General features: G+C 60.6%; 12 protein-coding genes. 1 reads left to right on the top strand and 11 read right to left on the bottom strand.

Translation table 11 applies throughout. From position 1 onward, the window contains the following. Nucleotides 1–6: 6 nt before the first annotated feature. The 7 genes from bcsA to ACEVBK_RS00030 all read right to left on the bottom strand — a co-directional run bounded on the left by bcsA (nt 7) and on the right by ACEVBK_RS00030 (nt 8,049). Nucleotides 7–2,598, bottom strand: coding sequence for a UDP-forming cellulose synthase catalytic subunit (gene bcsA / locus ACEVBK_RS00060; protein WP_375056616.1), 2,592 nt, complete (start codon nt 2,596–2,598; stop codon nt 7–9). Continuing rightward, entirely contained in the window at nt 2,595–3,332 is a 738-nt protein-coding gene (gene bcsQ, locus ACEVBK_RS00055) for a cellulose biosynthesis protein BcsQ (protein WP_375056615.1), read from the bottom strand. Before bcsQ ends, bcsA begins: the two co-directional genes overlap by 4 nt. Beyond that, complete coding sequence (bcsR, locus tag ACEVBK_RS00050; protein ID WP_375056614.1) at nt 3,323–3,529, bottom strand: cellulose biosynthesis protein BcsR; 207 nt, start codon at nt 3,527–3,529, stop codon at nt 3,323–3,325. Before bcsR ends, bcsQ begins: the two co-directional genes overlap by 10 nt. A 45-nt stretch (nt 3,530–3,574) precedes the next feature. Beyond that, nucleotides 3,575–5,230 (bottom strand): cellulose biosynthesis protein BcsG, encoded by a 1,656-nt coding sequence (gene bcsG, locus ACEVBK_RS00045; protein WP_375056613.1) that lies wholly within the window; start codon nt 5,228–5,230, stop codon nt 3,575–3,577. Further along, nucleotides 5,214–5,417, bottom strand: coding sequence for a cellulose biosynthesis protein BcsF (gene bcsF / locus ACEVBK_RS00040; protein ID WP_375058615.1), 204 nt, complete (start codon nt 5,415–5,417; stop codon nt 5,214–5,216). The genes bcsG and bcsF overlap by 17 nt, the downstream gene beginning before the upstream one ends. Then, nucleotides 5,417–6,982, bottom strand: coding sequence for a cellulose biosynthesis protein BcsE (gene bcsE, locus ACEVBK_RS00035; RefSeq protein WP_375056612.1), 1,566 nt, complete (start codon nt 6,980–6,982; stop codon nt 5,417–5,419). Before bcsE ends, bcsF begins: the two co-directional genes overlap by 1 nt. A gap of 272 nt (nt 6,983–7,254) precedes the next feature. Further along, nucleotides 7,255–8,049: a helix-turn-helix transcriptional regulator gene (locus tag ACEVBK_RS00030; protein WP_375056611.1), complete on the bottom strand. Its 795-nt coding sequence runs from the start codon at nt 8,047–8,049 to the stop codon at nt 7,255–7,257. A 102-nt stretch (nt 8,050–8,151) separates the two neighbouring features. Between ACEVBK_RS00030 and ACEVBK_RS00025 the strand changes: the two genes are divergently transcribed. Further along, complete coding sequence (locus ACEVBK_RS00025; protein WP_375056610.1) at nt 8,152–9,288, top strand: Bcr/CflA family efflux MFS transporter; 1,137 nt, start codon at nt 8,152–8,154, stop codon at nt 9,286–9,288. Nucleotides 9,289–9,372: 84 nt separating this feature from the next. Here the strand turns inward: ACEVBK_RS00025 and gyrB are convergent, their stop codons facing one another. From gyrB to dnaA, 4 genes are read right to left on the bottom strand one after another with little or no spacing between them, the layout of a single operon-like run. Continuing rightward, nucleotides 9,373–11,790, bottom strand: coding sequence for a DNA topoisomerase (ATP-hydrolyzing) subunit B (gyrB, locus tag ACEVBK_RS00020; RefSeq protein WP_375056609.1), 2,418 nt, complete (start codon nt 11,788–11,790; stop codon nt 9,373–9,375). Between the two features lie 4 nt (nt 11,791–11,794). Next, complete coding sequence (recF, locus tag ACEVBK_RS00015; RefSeq protein ID WP_375056608.1) at nt 11,795–12,886, bottom strand: DNA replication/repair protein RecF; 1,092 nt, start codon at nt 12,884–12,886, stop codon at nt 11,795–11,797. A gap of 2 nt (nt 12,887–12,888) precedes the next feature. Continuing rightward, entirely contained in the window at nt 12,889–13,992 is a 1,104-nt protein-coding gene (gene dnaN / locus ACEVBK_RS00010; RefSeq protein WP_375056607.1) for a DNA polymerase III subunit beta, read from the bottom strand. 13 nt (nt 13,993–14,005) lie between these two features. Beyond that, entirely contained in the window at nt 14,006–15,370 is a 1,365-nt protein-coding gene (gene dnaA, locus ACEVBK_RS00005) for a chromosomal replication initiator protein DnaA (protein WP_375056606.1), read from the bottom strand. Between the last annotated feature and the right edge of the window lie 100 nt (nt 15,371–15,470).

The following is a 15,470-nucleotide window of genomic DNA, read 5'->3' as shown; positions in this document are numbered from 1 at the left end:
TCATCATCATGGTTGAGCCAAAACAGTATGCGGACCGGATAGCCGCCGTTTTTCCCCGTCCGGCGGTACCGGCAGGAAGGACCACAGCCAGGCTACCAGCCGCCCCACGGTACCCAACAGCAGGCGTACCATTGCCGGCAAATGGGAGCCCAGGCTGTGAAAACCGCGCCATCCCAGCGACAGAATGCCTCCCAGGCTGGCCAGGGGCTTGTCACGGGTAAAACCGCGCTGGCTGCGGACCCAGGTATCGGCCCGGGCGAAAGTGCACTGGATAAAGTCGATGTGCTGCTCCCTCGACATCGGATCCATTTGCAAGCCGATATTGGTACCGGCGCTGCGCACCACGGTCGCGGCGAAGGGATACTCCAACTGGCCACGCCTGAGCAGCAGGGTAATCCTGTCCCCTACCTGGACCAGTCCATCCTGCCGAACCTCCAGCCCGGCACCGCCATCCGAGTAGTCACGCAGGATACAGGGGAACAGATGCCCGTCCTGCCGCTTGAGTGCAACAGGAATGGCCACGCTGACCCTGTGGGTCTGACGAACCTGCTTGTGTTCAATGGCCACGGCGATGGCCCCGCCCAGTATCAGCATGTTGAAAATAACCCAACCCTGACTCAGCAGTACGGTGGGGATTTCGTCGGCAGGGCCGTGCCACAGCCGCCAGAATCCCGCCAGCAGGCCGGCCAGGTTGAGCAATATCAAGATGATGTAGGGCCGGCTGATGGTCCAATCCACATGGGTCTCATCAACAAGACCGCCCTTGGCCGTCACGTTGAATTTGCCTTTGTGCGGATTGAGCAGGGCCACCGTGGTGGGTCGGGCGATGTACCAGGCCAGCACGCTCTCGTAGATCTCGCTCCAGAACGAATAACGATACTTGCCCTGGATCCGGGAATTGGTGATGCTGGCATGCACCATGTACGGCAACACATAGATCAGGATCATCACCGCCGGCGCGTAGATGATGTAGGCATGCAACAGCAGAAAAGCCAGCGGCGCCGTCAGGAAAATCAGCCGTGGAATACCGGACAGGAAATGCAGCATGGCACTGGCATAACAGAGGCGCTGTGGCCACTTGAGACCTCTTCCCAGCAACGGATTATCGAGCCGGAAGATCTGCACCATGCCCCTCGCCCAGCGGATACGCTGCCCGATGTGTGCCGACAGGCTTTCCGTGGCCAGGCCCGCCGCCAGGGGAATACGGATATAGGCGGAGGTGTAGCCTTTCCGATGCAGGCGCAATGAAGTGTGGGCGTCCTCGGTGACGGTCTCGACCGCCACGCCGCCCACGTCATCCAGGGCGCTGCGGCGGATGATGGCACAGGAACCACAGAAAAAGCTGGCGTCCCACATGTCGTTGCCGTCCTGCAGCACCCCGTAGAAGAGTGCGCCTTCGTTTGGCGTCTGGCCAAACTGCTTGAGGTTGCGTTCGAAGGGGTCCGGTGAGAAAAAATAGTGGGGCGTCTGCAACATGGCCAGTTTGCTGTCTTTCTGAAACCAGCCCATAGTCAGTTGCAGGAAGGTGCGGGTGGGCAAATGGTCACAGTCGAAGATGGCCACAAACTCCCCTTTCGCCTGCCGCAACGCGTAATTGATATTGCCGGCCTTGGCATGCTCATGGGTCGGCCGTGCGATGTAATGCACTCCCGCCTCGGCGGCGAATTCCCTGAACTCGGCTCTGTTGCCATCGTCGAGCAAATAAATGTTGAGTTTGTCCCGGGGCCAGTCTATGCCCAGGGCGCCGTACAGGGTCGGCTTGACCACACTAAGCGGCTCGTTATAAGTGGGGATCAGGATATCCACCGTCGGCCAGTCTGCCGGCTTGCCCATCAGGGGCACCGGCCGCCGGTTAAGGGGCCAGACGGACTGGAAGTATCCCAGCACCAGCATCAGCCAGGAGTAGGTCTCCGCCGCCAGCAACAGCAGGCCGAAGGTCAGGCTGAGCGGATCGTTCCAGTTCAGGGTGGAAGAGTAGCGCCACCACAAATAGCGGCAGGAGATGGTCAGCGACAGCACTATCATCATCAGCACGGCAAAGCGCCCGGGCAACCGGCGGACCACCATCGCGATGGCCCACAGGATAAGCACGAACACCACCTGGGCCTGCAGATCGAACGGCTGGGAAACAGAAAGCAACGCCAGCAACAGCGCGCAGATCCCAAGCACGACGCAGGAGGCACGGCTCAGGCCGGGAGGCGGCCGCCTGACCTTTTCTCCTCGGCGCTCCTCGGCCGGGACCGGGAAACGTGCTTGCGCGCGCCAGCGGCGCAGGGCCGTCGCCACCCGGGCCACGGCCTCGGGTACTCCCGCCCGCACCGGGTAGACCAGCAGCAACCACAGGCTCTGCAACAAATAGCGCAGGCTGTCCCCGATCCTGGGCCGCTCGGGAGAGATATGGGGAAACCAGTAGTTCCGATGCGCCCGTACTCGCTGCCACCAGGGCGACTCCAGCCGCAGAAAGAGCCACGCCAGTACCCCCCAACCGCAGCACAATAGCGCCGCAACGCTCGAACTGCCTCGTTCACGATAGCCGCGATAACGCAGGACAAGGCTCAATTGCGCCTGCGAAGACAGTACTCCCAGCAGCCAGTTCATCGCCTCCCCCCGGCCACATGTACCAGGCACCAGCTGGCCAGGGTATTGATTTCGTCGGCGGCCAGGCTGCCGTTGCTGTATTCCCCTACAGGCTGCTTGGCGGCGAGGGCTTCGGCGACCGCCTCGTCATGGTGGATAAGCAGCGGCAGCATGCCGGCATGGGTCTGTCGCCAGAACTGATGCAAATCCTGTTGCAACCGGCTCTCCACCGAAAACTGGTTCAGCAGCAGCCTGGCCTGCGGAGACAGCAGTTGCTGATGCAACCGCACATGGCTGTTGGCATCGGCGGTGAGCACGCATAAATGCGCATCGGCGGCCTCAAGCCAATGGGCGGTGCAAACATGCTCGTCGGCCGCCACATCCATAAGGATCCAGCGATAGGCGCCACTACCACTCAGCTGCCTCAAGTATTCCGGCCAGCGATCGGGATGCTGCTGGTGATGAGCAAGCCAACGGCCACGCTCGGCGACAGAAAGGCGGCCGAAGGGCAGAAAATCCAGCCCCTCGGTATAACGCAGCGCCTGATCATGCCACGGCAGGCCATCCAGTTCCGCCTGGGCCCATCCTGTGGAGGACGAAACCGGCGCATTGAAGTGCAGGCCCAACTGGTTGGCCGGCGAAAATTCCACCACCAATACGGATTCACCCAACTGCCGCAATGCCCAGGCCAACCCCGCCGATAGGGACGTGGTCCCCACACCGCCACGGAGGCCCTGCAGGGCGACTACCGGCATGAGTCGTCCTCCCCCGCCGCACCCAGCTCGCGCAGCAGGGGCCAGCGGTCATGAATGGCCGCCAGCCGCTGGTGCTGGATGATGTCCTGGTAATTCAGGGCCGACAACGAAATCACCTGGCCCAATTCATCGACATCATCCTGCAGATGCCCGGACCAATAGAGTTCGCGCTCATAGCCATTGTCTTTCTGGTTCATATCACCCCATGCAACTCAACAAGAAGCCGAGAAAGCCCACCGGCATCAACGTGGATAAGGCATCCAGTCACCACCGCTCAGGCTGACATAGTCGTTCCCCTGATACTCGATGACGACGGCGTTTTCCGTATCCGAAACCAGCGCCGTCCGTGGCAGATCCCGAAGCAGTGCCTGCCAATCGACCCCCTCTTCGCCAAAAGCCCTGCCATCGACCATTCGGGCCAGCAACTCGGAAATGGCCAGGTAGCTGGTCGGTTCACTGACCTCGATCCTGGGTCCCTGGTAAGGACGCTGCATGCCGATCAATTTGATCCCCACCGGCACCCGGGTCACTCTGGGGTTGGGAATATCGCGCAACCCGGCCAGCTGGATTCGGTCTCCCCCCAGGGCAGCGCCATGTTCGGGCACGAAGAGCACCATGACCTGCCGCCCCGACTGTTCCAGTTCCTCGAGGAAAGCGTCCAGTTGCTCGAGCAGCAACTCCGCCCGCGACTGGAACGAAGCCGGCCGACGCTCCCCCACCCAGCGATTGCCATCATGCAGGGGGATAAGGTTGAAGAAGGTGGCACTGCGGGGCTCGGTGTCGGACTGCCGCTGCTCCAGCCAGCGTCGCAGCAGCTGTTGATCATTGAGAATGGGCTCGCCATCGAAGGCGACCAACTGGTGCCCAATTCCCTGCTGCGGCATCAGGGCCGCCTCCAGATTACCGTGGCGGCGCAAATCAACCAGATAGTTTCCGAAGTTGCCGGTATGATCCATCATCAGCCGGGAATCAAACCCCAGCTGGGCCAGGTTATCGAACAGGTAACAACGCGGGTCGACCGGTTGATAAAGATCTTTCTGGGGAGACTGGCCGCAACTGGCCCGGAGCAGCCGGATCCCGGCGGGGCCGCTGTAAGACGTCGCCGAGTTGAAATTCGTGAACATCACATCGAAGTGGCGCCAGAGCGGATGGTCGTCCAGACCGGACATCTCCAGATCCGACCAGGACAGGGAGCAGATATTGAGCAACAGAATATCGAAGGGCTGGGCATCCGTGGCCAGGGTGGACGGAAACGCCGTCTGCCGCCCCTGCTCCCGCTCATAGAACGCGTTCAGGTACGCCCTGAGGTTCTGGCTGGTTGCCGGTGCGCCGGCTTCCCCCTCATCCTGATGCTCATTTTTTACGCCGGGTGCCGGTACCGCCGTGGTCCGCTCGACCACGGGCGAAAGTCCGCCGACCGGGCCGGAGACGGCCCCCAGGTTGAGCCAAACCAGCATAATCACGGTCAGGGTGGTAATCCGCAGCCACAGGGAGAAAAACAGATAGGCCACCCACAGGATAAAAGCCGCGCCCACCATCTTCCAGTTGATGAAACGCTGCAACAACTCCAGCAGATAGTCGCCACTGAAGCTCGCCAGCTGGCCTCCCTGGCTAAGGATGCTGTTCAGGCCCGGCAGCCAGGTGTCATGGTAAAAGAGCCCGATAGCAATGGGCAGGCCAATCCAATGACGCAGCCGGTGCAGCCTGATATTCGGGATCGGGAGCAACAGATAGGCCATGAATGCGAGGTTGGCCAGGGCATTGAAATTGAGGTAGCCATACCACAGCAACCCGAATTTCAGCAGGAAGTAGTAGTTCCACCCCCCCAGGCCGCGCCAGTATCTCCAGGAGCCGGCAGGCGCCACGGCGGCCGGTATCGTATTAGTTTTTTGGGTCATGTGCAGAACGTGAAGTAGTGGTAGTGGGGCGCTGCCTGGTTCCTTCCCATTTCAGGTAGCGCGGTGCAAGAAAGTGCTGGCGCCATTGCCGCCAACGCCGCGGCCACCAGCCTCGCAGGAAATATCCCAGAGGCAGCAGGACGACCGCCAGCAGAATGAACAGGGAGACGATGTCTCCAACGGGCATCATGCGTTTTCCTCCTTTCTGAATACCGGCAACCGGATGGCACTGGGCTCGGGCCTGATCCTGGGGGGATGGGACAGGGTCTCCGCCGTCTCCGCCAGGGAACCGGCGTCGGTATGAACCGCCCAGCCCCCGGTTGATCCTGGCCGGGAGTTCAATCCCTGCAACTGTTCCAGCACATGGCGATCCTGATGCCACACCACCCGGTGACTGAACAGCTCGGCGGCAGACAACCGGAAAATACGGCCAAGGGTCAGCTCCAGCTCGTTAATCGCGCAGGCAAACAGGAAAAGGAACACCCGATCACCCACGACGGTCGCTAAATCACCGTCACGCTGCATACGGCAGAGGGTAAGCACCTGTCCGGGCCTGATACCGGCTACGGGACACAACGACACCAGGAGCCCCTTGCCGTCTTCCGGCAGCAATGGATTGGCCATCAGGTCATGCAGGGCGCCCTGAAAGCGCTCCAGACTGACCACCCCTTTCAACCGAAGAGGGCGCATCGAGTCTATCAGGGTGCCGATATCGGCCGGTAGATGACGGGCAAAGACCTGGCCCTGAATACTGTCCAGCAAGGTCAGGAAACGAGACAGAGGGGCGTGATGCGGTACCACCAGGTTGGCGCCACAGGTCAGCAGCAGGCGCTCGTCTATTCGGCGCAGGCAGGCACTCAGCTCCCGCACCACCAGTTTGAGGCCGTTGCCGCGCTGCTGACGCAGCCGGTGAATGCGCTGGGCCAGGGCTTCGATAGCGCTGCCGCGCTCCAGCACGAACACCAGGGTGGCGGTCCGGGCCTTCAGCCCTTCGTCGCAGAGCGCATCGGCACCATCAAAAAGACGCCACAATTCCGTCGGGGCCGGCATATCTTCCAACGCCGCCAGTTCGGCCAGAACCTGATGCTCGTCATTCCGGGGTTGCGGCTGCTGGGGGCTGTCCGGCACGACCCGCCAGCCCTCTTCCCGTGCTCTGGTCAATTTCATCTGCTGGCGCGCACTGACACCGGCCTGATTGCACCAGAAGTCCACCTGATAAAGGCAGCTGTCCTGTAACGAGTGCAATCGCCCTAATCCGTACAGGGTCCGGTGCCGAGACAACAAGGCAGTATGCAGTGCAGTACCGCCGGCACCATGAGCGATGACCATCAGGGTGCAGCCTTGTTGCGCCAGCCAGCCATGGGTATCGGTCAACCATCTCCGCAACAGGGGCTCGGACAAGCGCTGCCAGAGAGAAAGCGGTGTCAACAGTATGAGCAGATAGCCACGCGGCTTGAGCGTACGCATCAGGTCTTCGGTCAGCGATACGATGGCGGCCTCGCTGTCCGGCAGTGAAAACAGGGGCAATCGCGAGGGGCCGCCTTCGCCCAGGCCATCGGCCACATCCAGCGCTCTGCCGCCGGCACACAGCAGCGCCACCTTGGCATGATCCGCCTGGGCGCCTATTGCCTGCCGGCTCAACAGCATGGCGTCATACTGGCGATCGACATTAAGCCAGTATAAACCGGGCGCCTGCATAAACAGCAGTTCATCCAGCAAACCCCGGATACCTATGGAGAATAATCCCGCCATTAGTGCTCTTTATATTTGGTTATTACGGTCGAGTACCATCTTGACTCAAACCCGATATCTGCAGCACCGGCCCGTACCGATACATAGGGCAACAGGGCAGGTATTAGCCACTTGGTTATAAACGCGCATATCATATACATAACGTGGTTATTTTAACATCATTGTTCGCCCGAACGCCCTTTTCCGGAACATATCCCTGTACAAACCCTGTATCCGGCCACAAGCCTGCGCCGAGCCTTTACCCTTGACCATGATACGACTTAACAATAGCACTAAAAGGATTCGTTCAGATCTCGACTTTGTCGAGGAACCTTCATATAAACTCGCGGGGACACACCGGTCATCTGTCGGAAGAAGGCCACAAAGGCGCTGTCACTGGCAAAATCGAGTGCGCTGGCCACCACGGACGTCCGCGCCCGGCTGGCCAGCAGTTCGATGGCCTTGAGCAGACGCCACTGCTGCCGCCATTGCTGGTAGCTGAGCCCGGTATCTCGCCGGAAAATCCGGCTGATGGTCTTTTCGCTGGCCCCTACCCGGACCGCCAGTGCGCCCAGCGGCGGCGGCAGTTCATGCAGGTTCAGACAACGCAAGCGGCTGTCCGCCGGCAATGGCAGCAGGGTTGGCTCCCGCCGTGCCACGTGCAGTTCATCCAGGCACACCGCCAGCCAGTGGATGGCAGGCCCCCGGCGCCAGTCACAATCGAAATCCGCCAGCGCCATTCGTTCCAGGATTTCGCGCAACAGTGGTGCCACTTCCAGCACCTCGACCTCCGCCGACAGGCCTTGGCACAGGGCGGCATCCAGGTAGACGGAACGATAGTCGACCGCCGCCCTCATCTCCGCCCGGTGCCAGGTCCGCGGCGGTATCCAGGCGAGCCGGGTGGGCGGCAGCATGCACAGCCGATCGGCCAGGGTAATGGCGATACAACCGCCCTGGGCGAACAGCAGTTGCCCCATGTCATGCCGGTGCACGCCGGAGTCGTGGCGCCCCATCTCGGCGGCGACACCCACGACCGGCTGACCGATCCGCTCCGGATTGAAGTCGTCATCCGCATTAAGCCAGGCCATAATTGTCCTATTTCATATATTTTATGCTCTTATTATTGTAATAACGCTTTCATCCAGGCACTAGCATGACCGTCATCCCACAGGCACCACGAGGTGATGAAGATGACAAAAAAATTAACCCTGCCACTGGCAACCAGCCTGATGATGTTTCCCCAGGTTGCGGAAACCATATACAGCCCGGCCCTGCCCGGCATTTCACGCGCTTTCTCGGTGACGGCCGAGCAGGCGGCGCAGACACTCTCGCTCTATTTCCTGGCATTTGCGCTCGGTGTCGTGGTGTGGGGACGGCTGTGCGATCGGCTAGGTCGACGTCCGACCATGCTGGCCGGCCTGTCGGTTTATGCCGCCGCCTCGCTGATGGCACTGCTGAGCCCGGACTTCGGCATATTGCTGGCCGCCAGGATATTGGCGGCCTTCGGTGCCGCCGTAGGATCGATAGGAACGCAGACCATGCTGCGGGACAGCTATCATGGTGCCGAGCTGGCCTCGGCATTTGCCGTTATCGGCGTCGCCCTCGGAGTCGGCCCCGCCATCGGGATCGGCAGCGGCGTCATTCTGGTAACCCACTTCGGCCACCAGGGCGTCTTTGCCGGACTGGCCGTGCTCGCCATGGCCCTTCTCCTCTGGAGCTCTCTTACCTTGCCCGAAAGCCGGCCCGACTCCGCCGCCATAGCTCCGCTGTGGCCTACCCTCTGTACCATGGCCAGGGACAGGGGCATATGGCGAGACGCTCTTTTGATCGCCCTGTTCAACCTGTGTCTGTTCAGCTACTACCAGCTCGCCCCGTTCGAGTTTGAGCGCCTGGGCTGGTCAACCACCTTGTTCGGCTACAGCGGGCTAGTGCTGTCGGTGGCTGTTGTGCTCGGCTCCCAACTGAGCCGGCGACTGCTAGGTCGTGGCTGGCACAGTCATCGGCTGGTATTGCTGGCGGCAGTGCTTGCCCTGCTCGGTAGCGTGGGCGTAGCGGCCATGGCCTCGCAGCGGGGGTTCCTCCTGCCCATGCTGCTGGTGGTGCTGGCCTATGCCCTCGCCATTCCCAACATTCTGGCCACCGCCCTGGCAGCCTACCAAGACAGGGCGGGAACCGCCGGCGCCCTGCTGGGACTGCTCTATTACTTGCAGCTCGGCCTGGGCCTGGTCGCGGCCGCCCGGCTCCAGCACCTGGGTCTGGTCCTGCTGTGCTCAGCCGCCGGAGCCCTGCTGTTGGCCACGCTGAAAGCACGGCGGGCGGCCATGTGATGGATCGCCGATCGCAGCGAAAAAAAGGGAGCCCGTAGGCTCCCTGTGCGTGGTGCAGCCACCATGGTGGCGAGAATACCGCGCTCAGATATCCAGGTTGGCCACCTTGAGGGCATTGGTCTCGATAAACTCGCGACGAGGCTCCACGTGGTCGCCCATCAGGGTGGAAAACAGCTGATCGGCGGCCACGGCGTCCTCGATGGTCACGCGCAGCATGCGACGGGTGCCCGGGTCCATGGTGGTTTCCCACAGCTGATCCGGGTTCATTTCGCCCAGCCCCTTGTAACGCTGCACATAGAGGCCGCGCTTGCTCTCGTTCATCAACCATTCCAGGCCTTCGGCGAAACTGTCCACCTGCTTGGTTTTCTCACCCCGCTTCACATAGCCGCCTTCCTCGATCAGGCTGGCGATACCCTTGCCCAGTGCCACTATGCTGCGGTATTCGCCTGAAGCGAAGAAGTCGTAGCTGATCGGGAATTCCCGCTCTATGCCGTGCTGACGTACCTTCACCTGGGGCAGATAACAGTGCCGCTCCTCGAAGAAGCGGTAGTCCAGCAGGTACTGGGTACCGTTGGTGTTGTTGTTCTCCAGCGACTGGTTGATGGCCGCTACCCAGGCCTGTACCTGAGCTTCGTCGGTCAGCGCCTCCAGGCTCAGTTCGGGCTGGTAGATCAGCTCATTGAGCACCACTTCGGGCGCCCGACGGGACAAGCGCACGATCAGCTCCTGCACCTTGCGGTAGTCGTTGACCAGCTTTTCCAGCTGATCGCCGGCGATGGCCGGGGCCGACTCGTTGACGTACAGGGCGGCGCCATCCAGCGCCAGGCTGGTCTGGAACTGCAGCATGGCCGGCTCGTCCTTCAGATACTGCTCTTGCTTGCCCTTCTTCACCTTGTACAGCGGTGGCTGGGCGATATAGACGTAACCCCGCTCGATGATCTCCGGCATCTGCCGATAGAAGAAAGTGAGTAGCAGGGTACGGATGTGGGCACCGTCCACGTCCGCATCGGTCATGATGATGATATGGTGGTAGCGCATCTTGTCCGGATTGTACTCGTCCCGGCCGATACCGCAGCCCAGGGCCGTGATCAGGGTGGCCACCTCCTGGGATGATAGCATCTTGTCGAAACGCGCCTTCTCCACGTTCAGGATCTTGCCCTTGAGCGGCAATATCGCCTGATACTTGCGGTTACGCCCCTGCTTGGCGGAACCACCCGCCGAGTCACCCTCCACTATGTAGAGTTCGGACAGGGCCGGATCCTTCTCCTGGCAATCGGCCAGCTTGCCGGGCAGGCCGGCCAAATCCAGGGCCCCCTTGCGGCGGGTCATTTCCCGCGCCTTGCGCGCCGCTTCCCGGGCCCGGGCCGCGTCGATGATCTTGTTGACCACTATCTTGGCATCGCTCGGATTCTCCAGCAGGAACTCGCTCAGCCGCTCGGCCATGGTCTGTTCCACCGCCGTTTTTACCTCGGAAGAGACCAGCTTGTCCTTGGTCTGGGAGGAAAACTTGGGATCCGGCACCTTGACCGAAATCACCGCGGTCAGGCCTTCCCGGGCATCGTCACCGGAGGCGGAGGTCTTGGCTTTCTTGCTGTAGCCTTCCTTGTCCATAAAGGTGTTCAGGGTACGGGTCAGGGCGGCACGGAAACCGGCCAGGTGAGTACCACCATCACGCTGGGGGATATTGTTGGTAAAGCAGAAGATATTCTCCTGGTAGGAGTCGTTCCACTGCATCGACACCTCCACCGCGATACCGTCTTCCCGTTCGGTGGCAAAGTGGAATGCCTTGGGATGGATCGGCGTCTTGTTGCGATTGAGGTATTCCACGAACGCCTGGATGCCGCCTTCATACTGGAAGTGGGCTTCCTTGTTGTCACGCTCGTCCAGTAGCCGGATAGAGACGCCAGAGTTCAGGAACGACAATTCCCGCAGCCGCTTGGCCAGAATATCGTAATGGAAGTCGGTGTCGGTAAAGGTTTCATGGCTGGGCCAAAACCGGATCAGGGTACCGGATTTGGTGGTTTCCCCTACCGCCACCAGGGGTGCCTGGGGCTCGCCGTGACGGTAGCTCTGCTCATGGACCTTGCCACTGCGCCAGACGGTCAGCTGCAGCTTCTCGGACAGGGCATTCACCACCGAGACCCCCACCCCGTGCAGACCGCCGGAGACCTTGTAGGAGTTGTCGTCGAACTTGCCGCCGGCGTGCAATACGGTGAGGATAACTTCCGCCGCCGACCGGCCTTCTTCTTCGTGAATGTCGACCGGAATCCCCCGACCATCGTCGGACACGGAAACAGAGCCATCCGCATGGATGGTAACGACGATGTCCTTGCAATGCCCGGCAAGGGCTTCGTCAATCGAGTTATCCACCACCTCGAACACCATATGGTGCAGACCAGTGCCATCGTCTGTGTCGCCGATATACATGCCCGGACGTTTCCGGACCGCATCCAGACCTTTTAATACCTTAATACTCGAAGAGTCGTAAGTGTGTTCACTCATTGGCTTACTCGCACTCCTGGGTTTCGGTGATTTCACCCTGTTTCACGTGAAACAGCTTACTGTTATCCCGTGTGATCATCTGACTGAGCTGGGCCACATCGATGGCGGAAATAAATACCTGGGCCCCCAGTGCATTCAACCGGGCGGCCAGCAATCCGCGCTTTTGTTCATCCAGCTCAGACGCAAAGTCATCTATCAAAAAAATGCAGTCCTGCCCGGACTCTGTTTTCAAGTAGAGTCCCTGGGCCAGGCGCATGGCGCACACCAGCAATTTTAACTGGCCGCGCGACAACAAGTCCTGTACCGGCATCCCCCTGGTCTTGATGCGGATCTCGGCCTTATGGGGGCCGGACTGGGTATACCCCAGCCCCAGATCCCGCTCATAGCCCTGTTCCAGCACCCGGGCCAGCTCGGCCTGCCGATCCCACCCCCGGAAAAAATCGAAGGAAAAGTCGTACTCCGGCAGAAAATCTGCCGCTATTTCCTTGATCACCGGTGAGATGGCATCGGCGTAGTGCTGCCGGAAGCGACTCAGTTCCTCGCCCACCGCTACCAGCTGTGGGTCCCAATAGCTCAGTTCCCGATAGGGCCGCTGCTGGCGCAGCAGGGCGTTGCGCTGCTTGAGCAACCGGCGAAAACGTCCCCAGGCGGCGAAGAAGTCCTGGTTGCAATAGAACAGGCCCCAATCCAGGTAGGCCCGTCGCAACTTGGGCCCGCCGGTCAACAGATTATACCCTTCCGGGTGGATCAACTGAATGGGCAGAATGTGCGCCAGGTCGGCCAGCCGCTCCGCCACCCGGCCGGCTACCTTCAGGCGGGTATCGCCGGAGCGGGTTTTGCTCAGGCCCACGGGCAGACTGTCGTCATCCCGATGCAGTCGGGCGAACAGAGTAAAGGCCTGTTCCCCCTGCTGGATCACCCGACCGGTAAGGTGGGTGCGAAAGGAACGCCCAAACCCCAGATAATGAATGGCTTCCAGAACACTGGTCTTGCCACTGCCGTTGGGACCAACCAGCAGGTTGATGCCGGCGGCAGGCACCAGGCGGGCATGACGGATATTGCGAAAATCCTTGAGCTGTAAATTAAGCAGGGCCATGCTCAGAGCCGCATCGGCATCACCACGTAAAGTGCGTCCCCGTTGTCTTCCGCTTCAATCAGACCACTGCTGCTGGCGTCTTTCAGGCTGAGCTTGACCTTGTCGGACTTGAGGGTGCCGAGGACGTCCAGCACATAGGAAACGTTGAAGCCGATCTCCAGCTCACTGCCCTGGTAGTCCACGTCCAGTACCTCTTCCGCCTCTTCCTGTTCCGGGTTGTTGGCGGTGATCTTGAGCAGTTGCTCCTGCATGTTCAGCCGCACGCCGCGAAACTTCTCGTTGGACAGAATGGCCGCCCGGGAAAAGGCTTGCTTCAACTCTTCCCGGCCACAGATCAGGGTCTTGTCGCATTCCCGCGGCAGCACCCGGCGGTAGTCGGGGAAACGGCCATCCACCAGCTTGGAGGTGAAGATAAAGCCGGGGGTCACCGCCCGGAGGTTGCTCTTGCCGATCTGCAGCCGTACATCCTGGTCTTCATGCTCCAGCAGCTTGACCAGCTCCAGTACCCCCTTGCGCGGCACTATCACCTGCTGAGCCGGCAACTCCTGCGCCAGCAACTGACGCTGGCAGGTAGCCAGGCGATGGCCGTCGGTGGCCACGGTTCGCAGCCACTGACCTTCGGTTTCGAACAGCATGCCGTTGAGGTAATAGCGCACATCCTGGATGGCCATGGAAAACTGGGTGGATTCGATCAGCTTTTTCAGGGCCTGCTGGTTGATGTCAAACTCCAGCTCGGAGTTCCATTCCTCGATATTGGGGAAGTCTTCCGCCGGCAGAGTAGAAAGATTGAACCGGCTGCGCCCGGAGCGCAGCAGCAGCCGCTCCCCTTCCAGGGTGAAGGTCAGCTCGGCGCCGTCGGGCAGGCCCCGGCAGATATCCAGCATCTTGCGCGCCGGTACCGTGGTGCGTCCGGCGGTCACCGGCTCGTTCAGGGCCACCATCGCCACCATTTCCACCTCGGTATCGGTACCGGTCATCGACAGTGAGTCATCACTCACACTCAGCAGTATGTTGTTGAGGATCGGCAGGCTGGGGCGGCCCCCCAGGGCACTGGATACCAATTGCAGGGGACGCAGGATCGCTTCGCGGCTGATGGTAAACTGCATGGGGTTCTCCGGTTCAGGAAGACAGGGTACGGATAAGATTGGAATAATCTTCCTTTATATCATGACTCTCTTCACGCAGCTGGCCGATTTTTCGGCAGGCGTGCAACACCGTGGTGTGATCCCGGCCACCGAAGGCATCGCCGATCTCCGGCAGGGAGTGATTGGTCAACTCTTTGGCCAGGGCCATGGCCAGCTGGCGTGGCCGGGCCACCGAACGGGAGCGCCGCTTGGAGAGCAGATCCGCTACCTTGATCTTGTAGTACTCGGCCACCGTCTTCTGGATATTGTCTATGGTCACCAGCTTTTCCTGCAGCGCCAGCAGGTCGCGCAGCGCTTCACGCACGAAGTCGATATTGATGGCCCGGCCGGTAAAATTGGCGTTGGCGATCACCCGGTTCAGGGCCCCTTCCAGCTCACGTACGTTGGAGCGCAACCGCTTGGCGATAAAAAAAGCCACCTCGTCCGGCAAATGCATGTTGTTCTCGGCGGCCTTGCGCATCAGGATCGCCACCCGGGTTTCCAGCTCTGGCGGCTCTATCGCCACCGTCAGGCCCCAGCCGAAGCGGGACTTGAGCCGATCTTCCACCCCGTCGATTTCCTTGGGATAGCGATCCGAGGTCAGGATGATCTGCTGGTTGCCTTCGAGCAGGGCGTTAAAGGTGTGGAAAAACTCCTCCTGGGAACGCTCCTTGTTGGCGAAGAACTGGATATCGTCGATCAGCAGGGCGTCCACGCTGCGGTAGTAGCGCTTGAATTCCTCGATGGCATTGTTCTGCAGCGCCTTGACCATATCCTGCACAAAGCGCTCGGAGTGCATATAGATGACCTTGGCATCCGCCTTGCGGGCACGGATACCGTTGCCCACCGCATGCAGCAGGTGCGTCTTGCCCAGGCCGGTGCCGCCATAGAGGAACAGCGGGTTGTAAGCCCCGCCCGGGTTGTCCGCCACCTGGCGGGCCGCGGCCCGGGCCAGCTGGTTCGACTTACCCTCGACGAAATTGTCGAAGGTATAGTTAGGATTCATATTGCTCTTATGATTGATCTGCGGCTTGTCCTCGGCCTGCTCTATCCAGGAAGGGGCTGCCAGCACCTTGGCCTGGGGCTTGTTGTTGGCCACCAGGTTGACCTGAGCCCGCTTGTTGCCCACCTCAAATTTCAGCTGCGGGCAGTTGCTGCCGCAAAATTCGCCAAGCAGGCCGTTGATCCGGATCAGGTACTTATCCCGAACCCAGTCGAGTACAAAACGGTTGGGAGCAAACAGGGTCAGAGTGTTGTCGCCCAGCTCCGCCTGCAGCGGCCGGATCCACATACTGAATTCCGCAGAAGGCAATTCATCTTGTAGCCGGTTAAGACACTGCTGCCAAAGCATAGCGCTCATCAGAACTCCTGGAACATAAGGGATCAATCAAGGGGCAGTTATTCTACTTACCCGGGGGCAGGATCTCTAGCCGGATCGCGTCGATCCGGGAAAATATGAT

It is taken from the genome of Zobellella sp. DQSA1 (genome assembly GCF_041950555.1).
Classification (GTDB): domain Bacteria; phylum Pseudomonadota; class Gammaproteobacteria; order Enterobacterales; family Aeromonadaceae; genus Oceanimonas.
Note: the sequence above shows the minus strand (reverse complement) of the source record. Positions and strands in the feature narration are given on the sequence as shown.

What these genes read in the sequence shown, in the direction of transcription:
- bcsA (WP_375056616.1), bottom strand. Translation starts at nt 2,598, where the DNA reads ATGAACTGGCTGCTGGGAGTACTGTCTTCGCAGGCGCAATTGAGCCTT.
- bcsQ (WP_375056615.1), bottom strand. Translation starts at nt 3,332, where the DNA reads ATGCCGGTAGTCGCCCTGCAGGGCCTCCGTGGCGGTGTGGGGACCACG.
- bcsR (WP_375056614.1), bottom strand. Translation starts at nt 3,529, where the DNA reads ATGAACCAGAAAGACAATGGCTATGAGCGCGAACTCTATTGGTCCGGG.
- bcsG (WP_375056613.1), bottom strand. Translation starts at nt 5,230, where the DNA reads ATGACCCAAAAAACTAATACGATACCGGCCGCCGTGGCGCCTGCCGGC.
- bcsF (WP_375058615.1), bottom strand. Translation starts at nt 5,417, where the DNA reads ATGCCCGTTGGAGACATCGTCTCCCTGTTCATTCTGCTGGCGGTCGTC.
- bcsE (WP_375056612.1), bottom strand. Translation starts at nt 6,982, where the DNA reads ATGGCGGGATTATTCTCCATAGGTATCCGGGGTTTGCTGGATGAACTG.
- ACEVBK_RS00030 (WP_375056611.1), bottom strand. Translation starts at nt 8,049, where the DNA reads ATGGCCTGGCTTAATGCGGATGACGACTTCAATCCGGAGCGGATCGGT.
- ACEVBK_RS00025 (WP_375056610.1), top strand. Translation starts at nt 8,152, where the DNA reads ATGACAAAAAAATTAACCCTGCCACTGGCAACCAGCCTGATGATGTTT.
- gyrB (WP_375056609.1), bottom strand. Translation starts at nt 11,790, where the DNA reads ATGAGTGAACACACTTACGACTCTTCGAGTATTAAGGTATTAAAAGGT.
- recF (WP_375056608.1), bottom strand. Translation starts at nt 12,886, where the DNA reads ATGGCCCTGCTTAATTTACAGCTCAAGGATTTTCGCAATATCCGTCAT.
- dnaN (WP_375056607.1), bottom strand. Translation starts at nt 13,992, where the DNA reads ATGCAGTTTACCATCAGCCGCGAAGCGATCCTGCGTCCCCTGCAATTG.
- dnaA (WP_375056606.1), bottom strand. Translation starts at nt 15,370, where the DNA reads ATGAGCGCTATGCTTTGGCAGCAGTGTCTTAACCGGCTACAAGATGAA.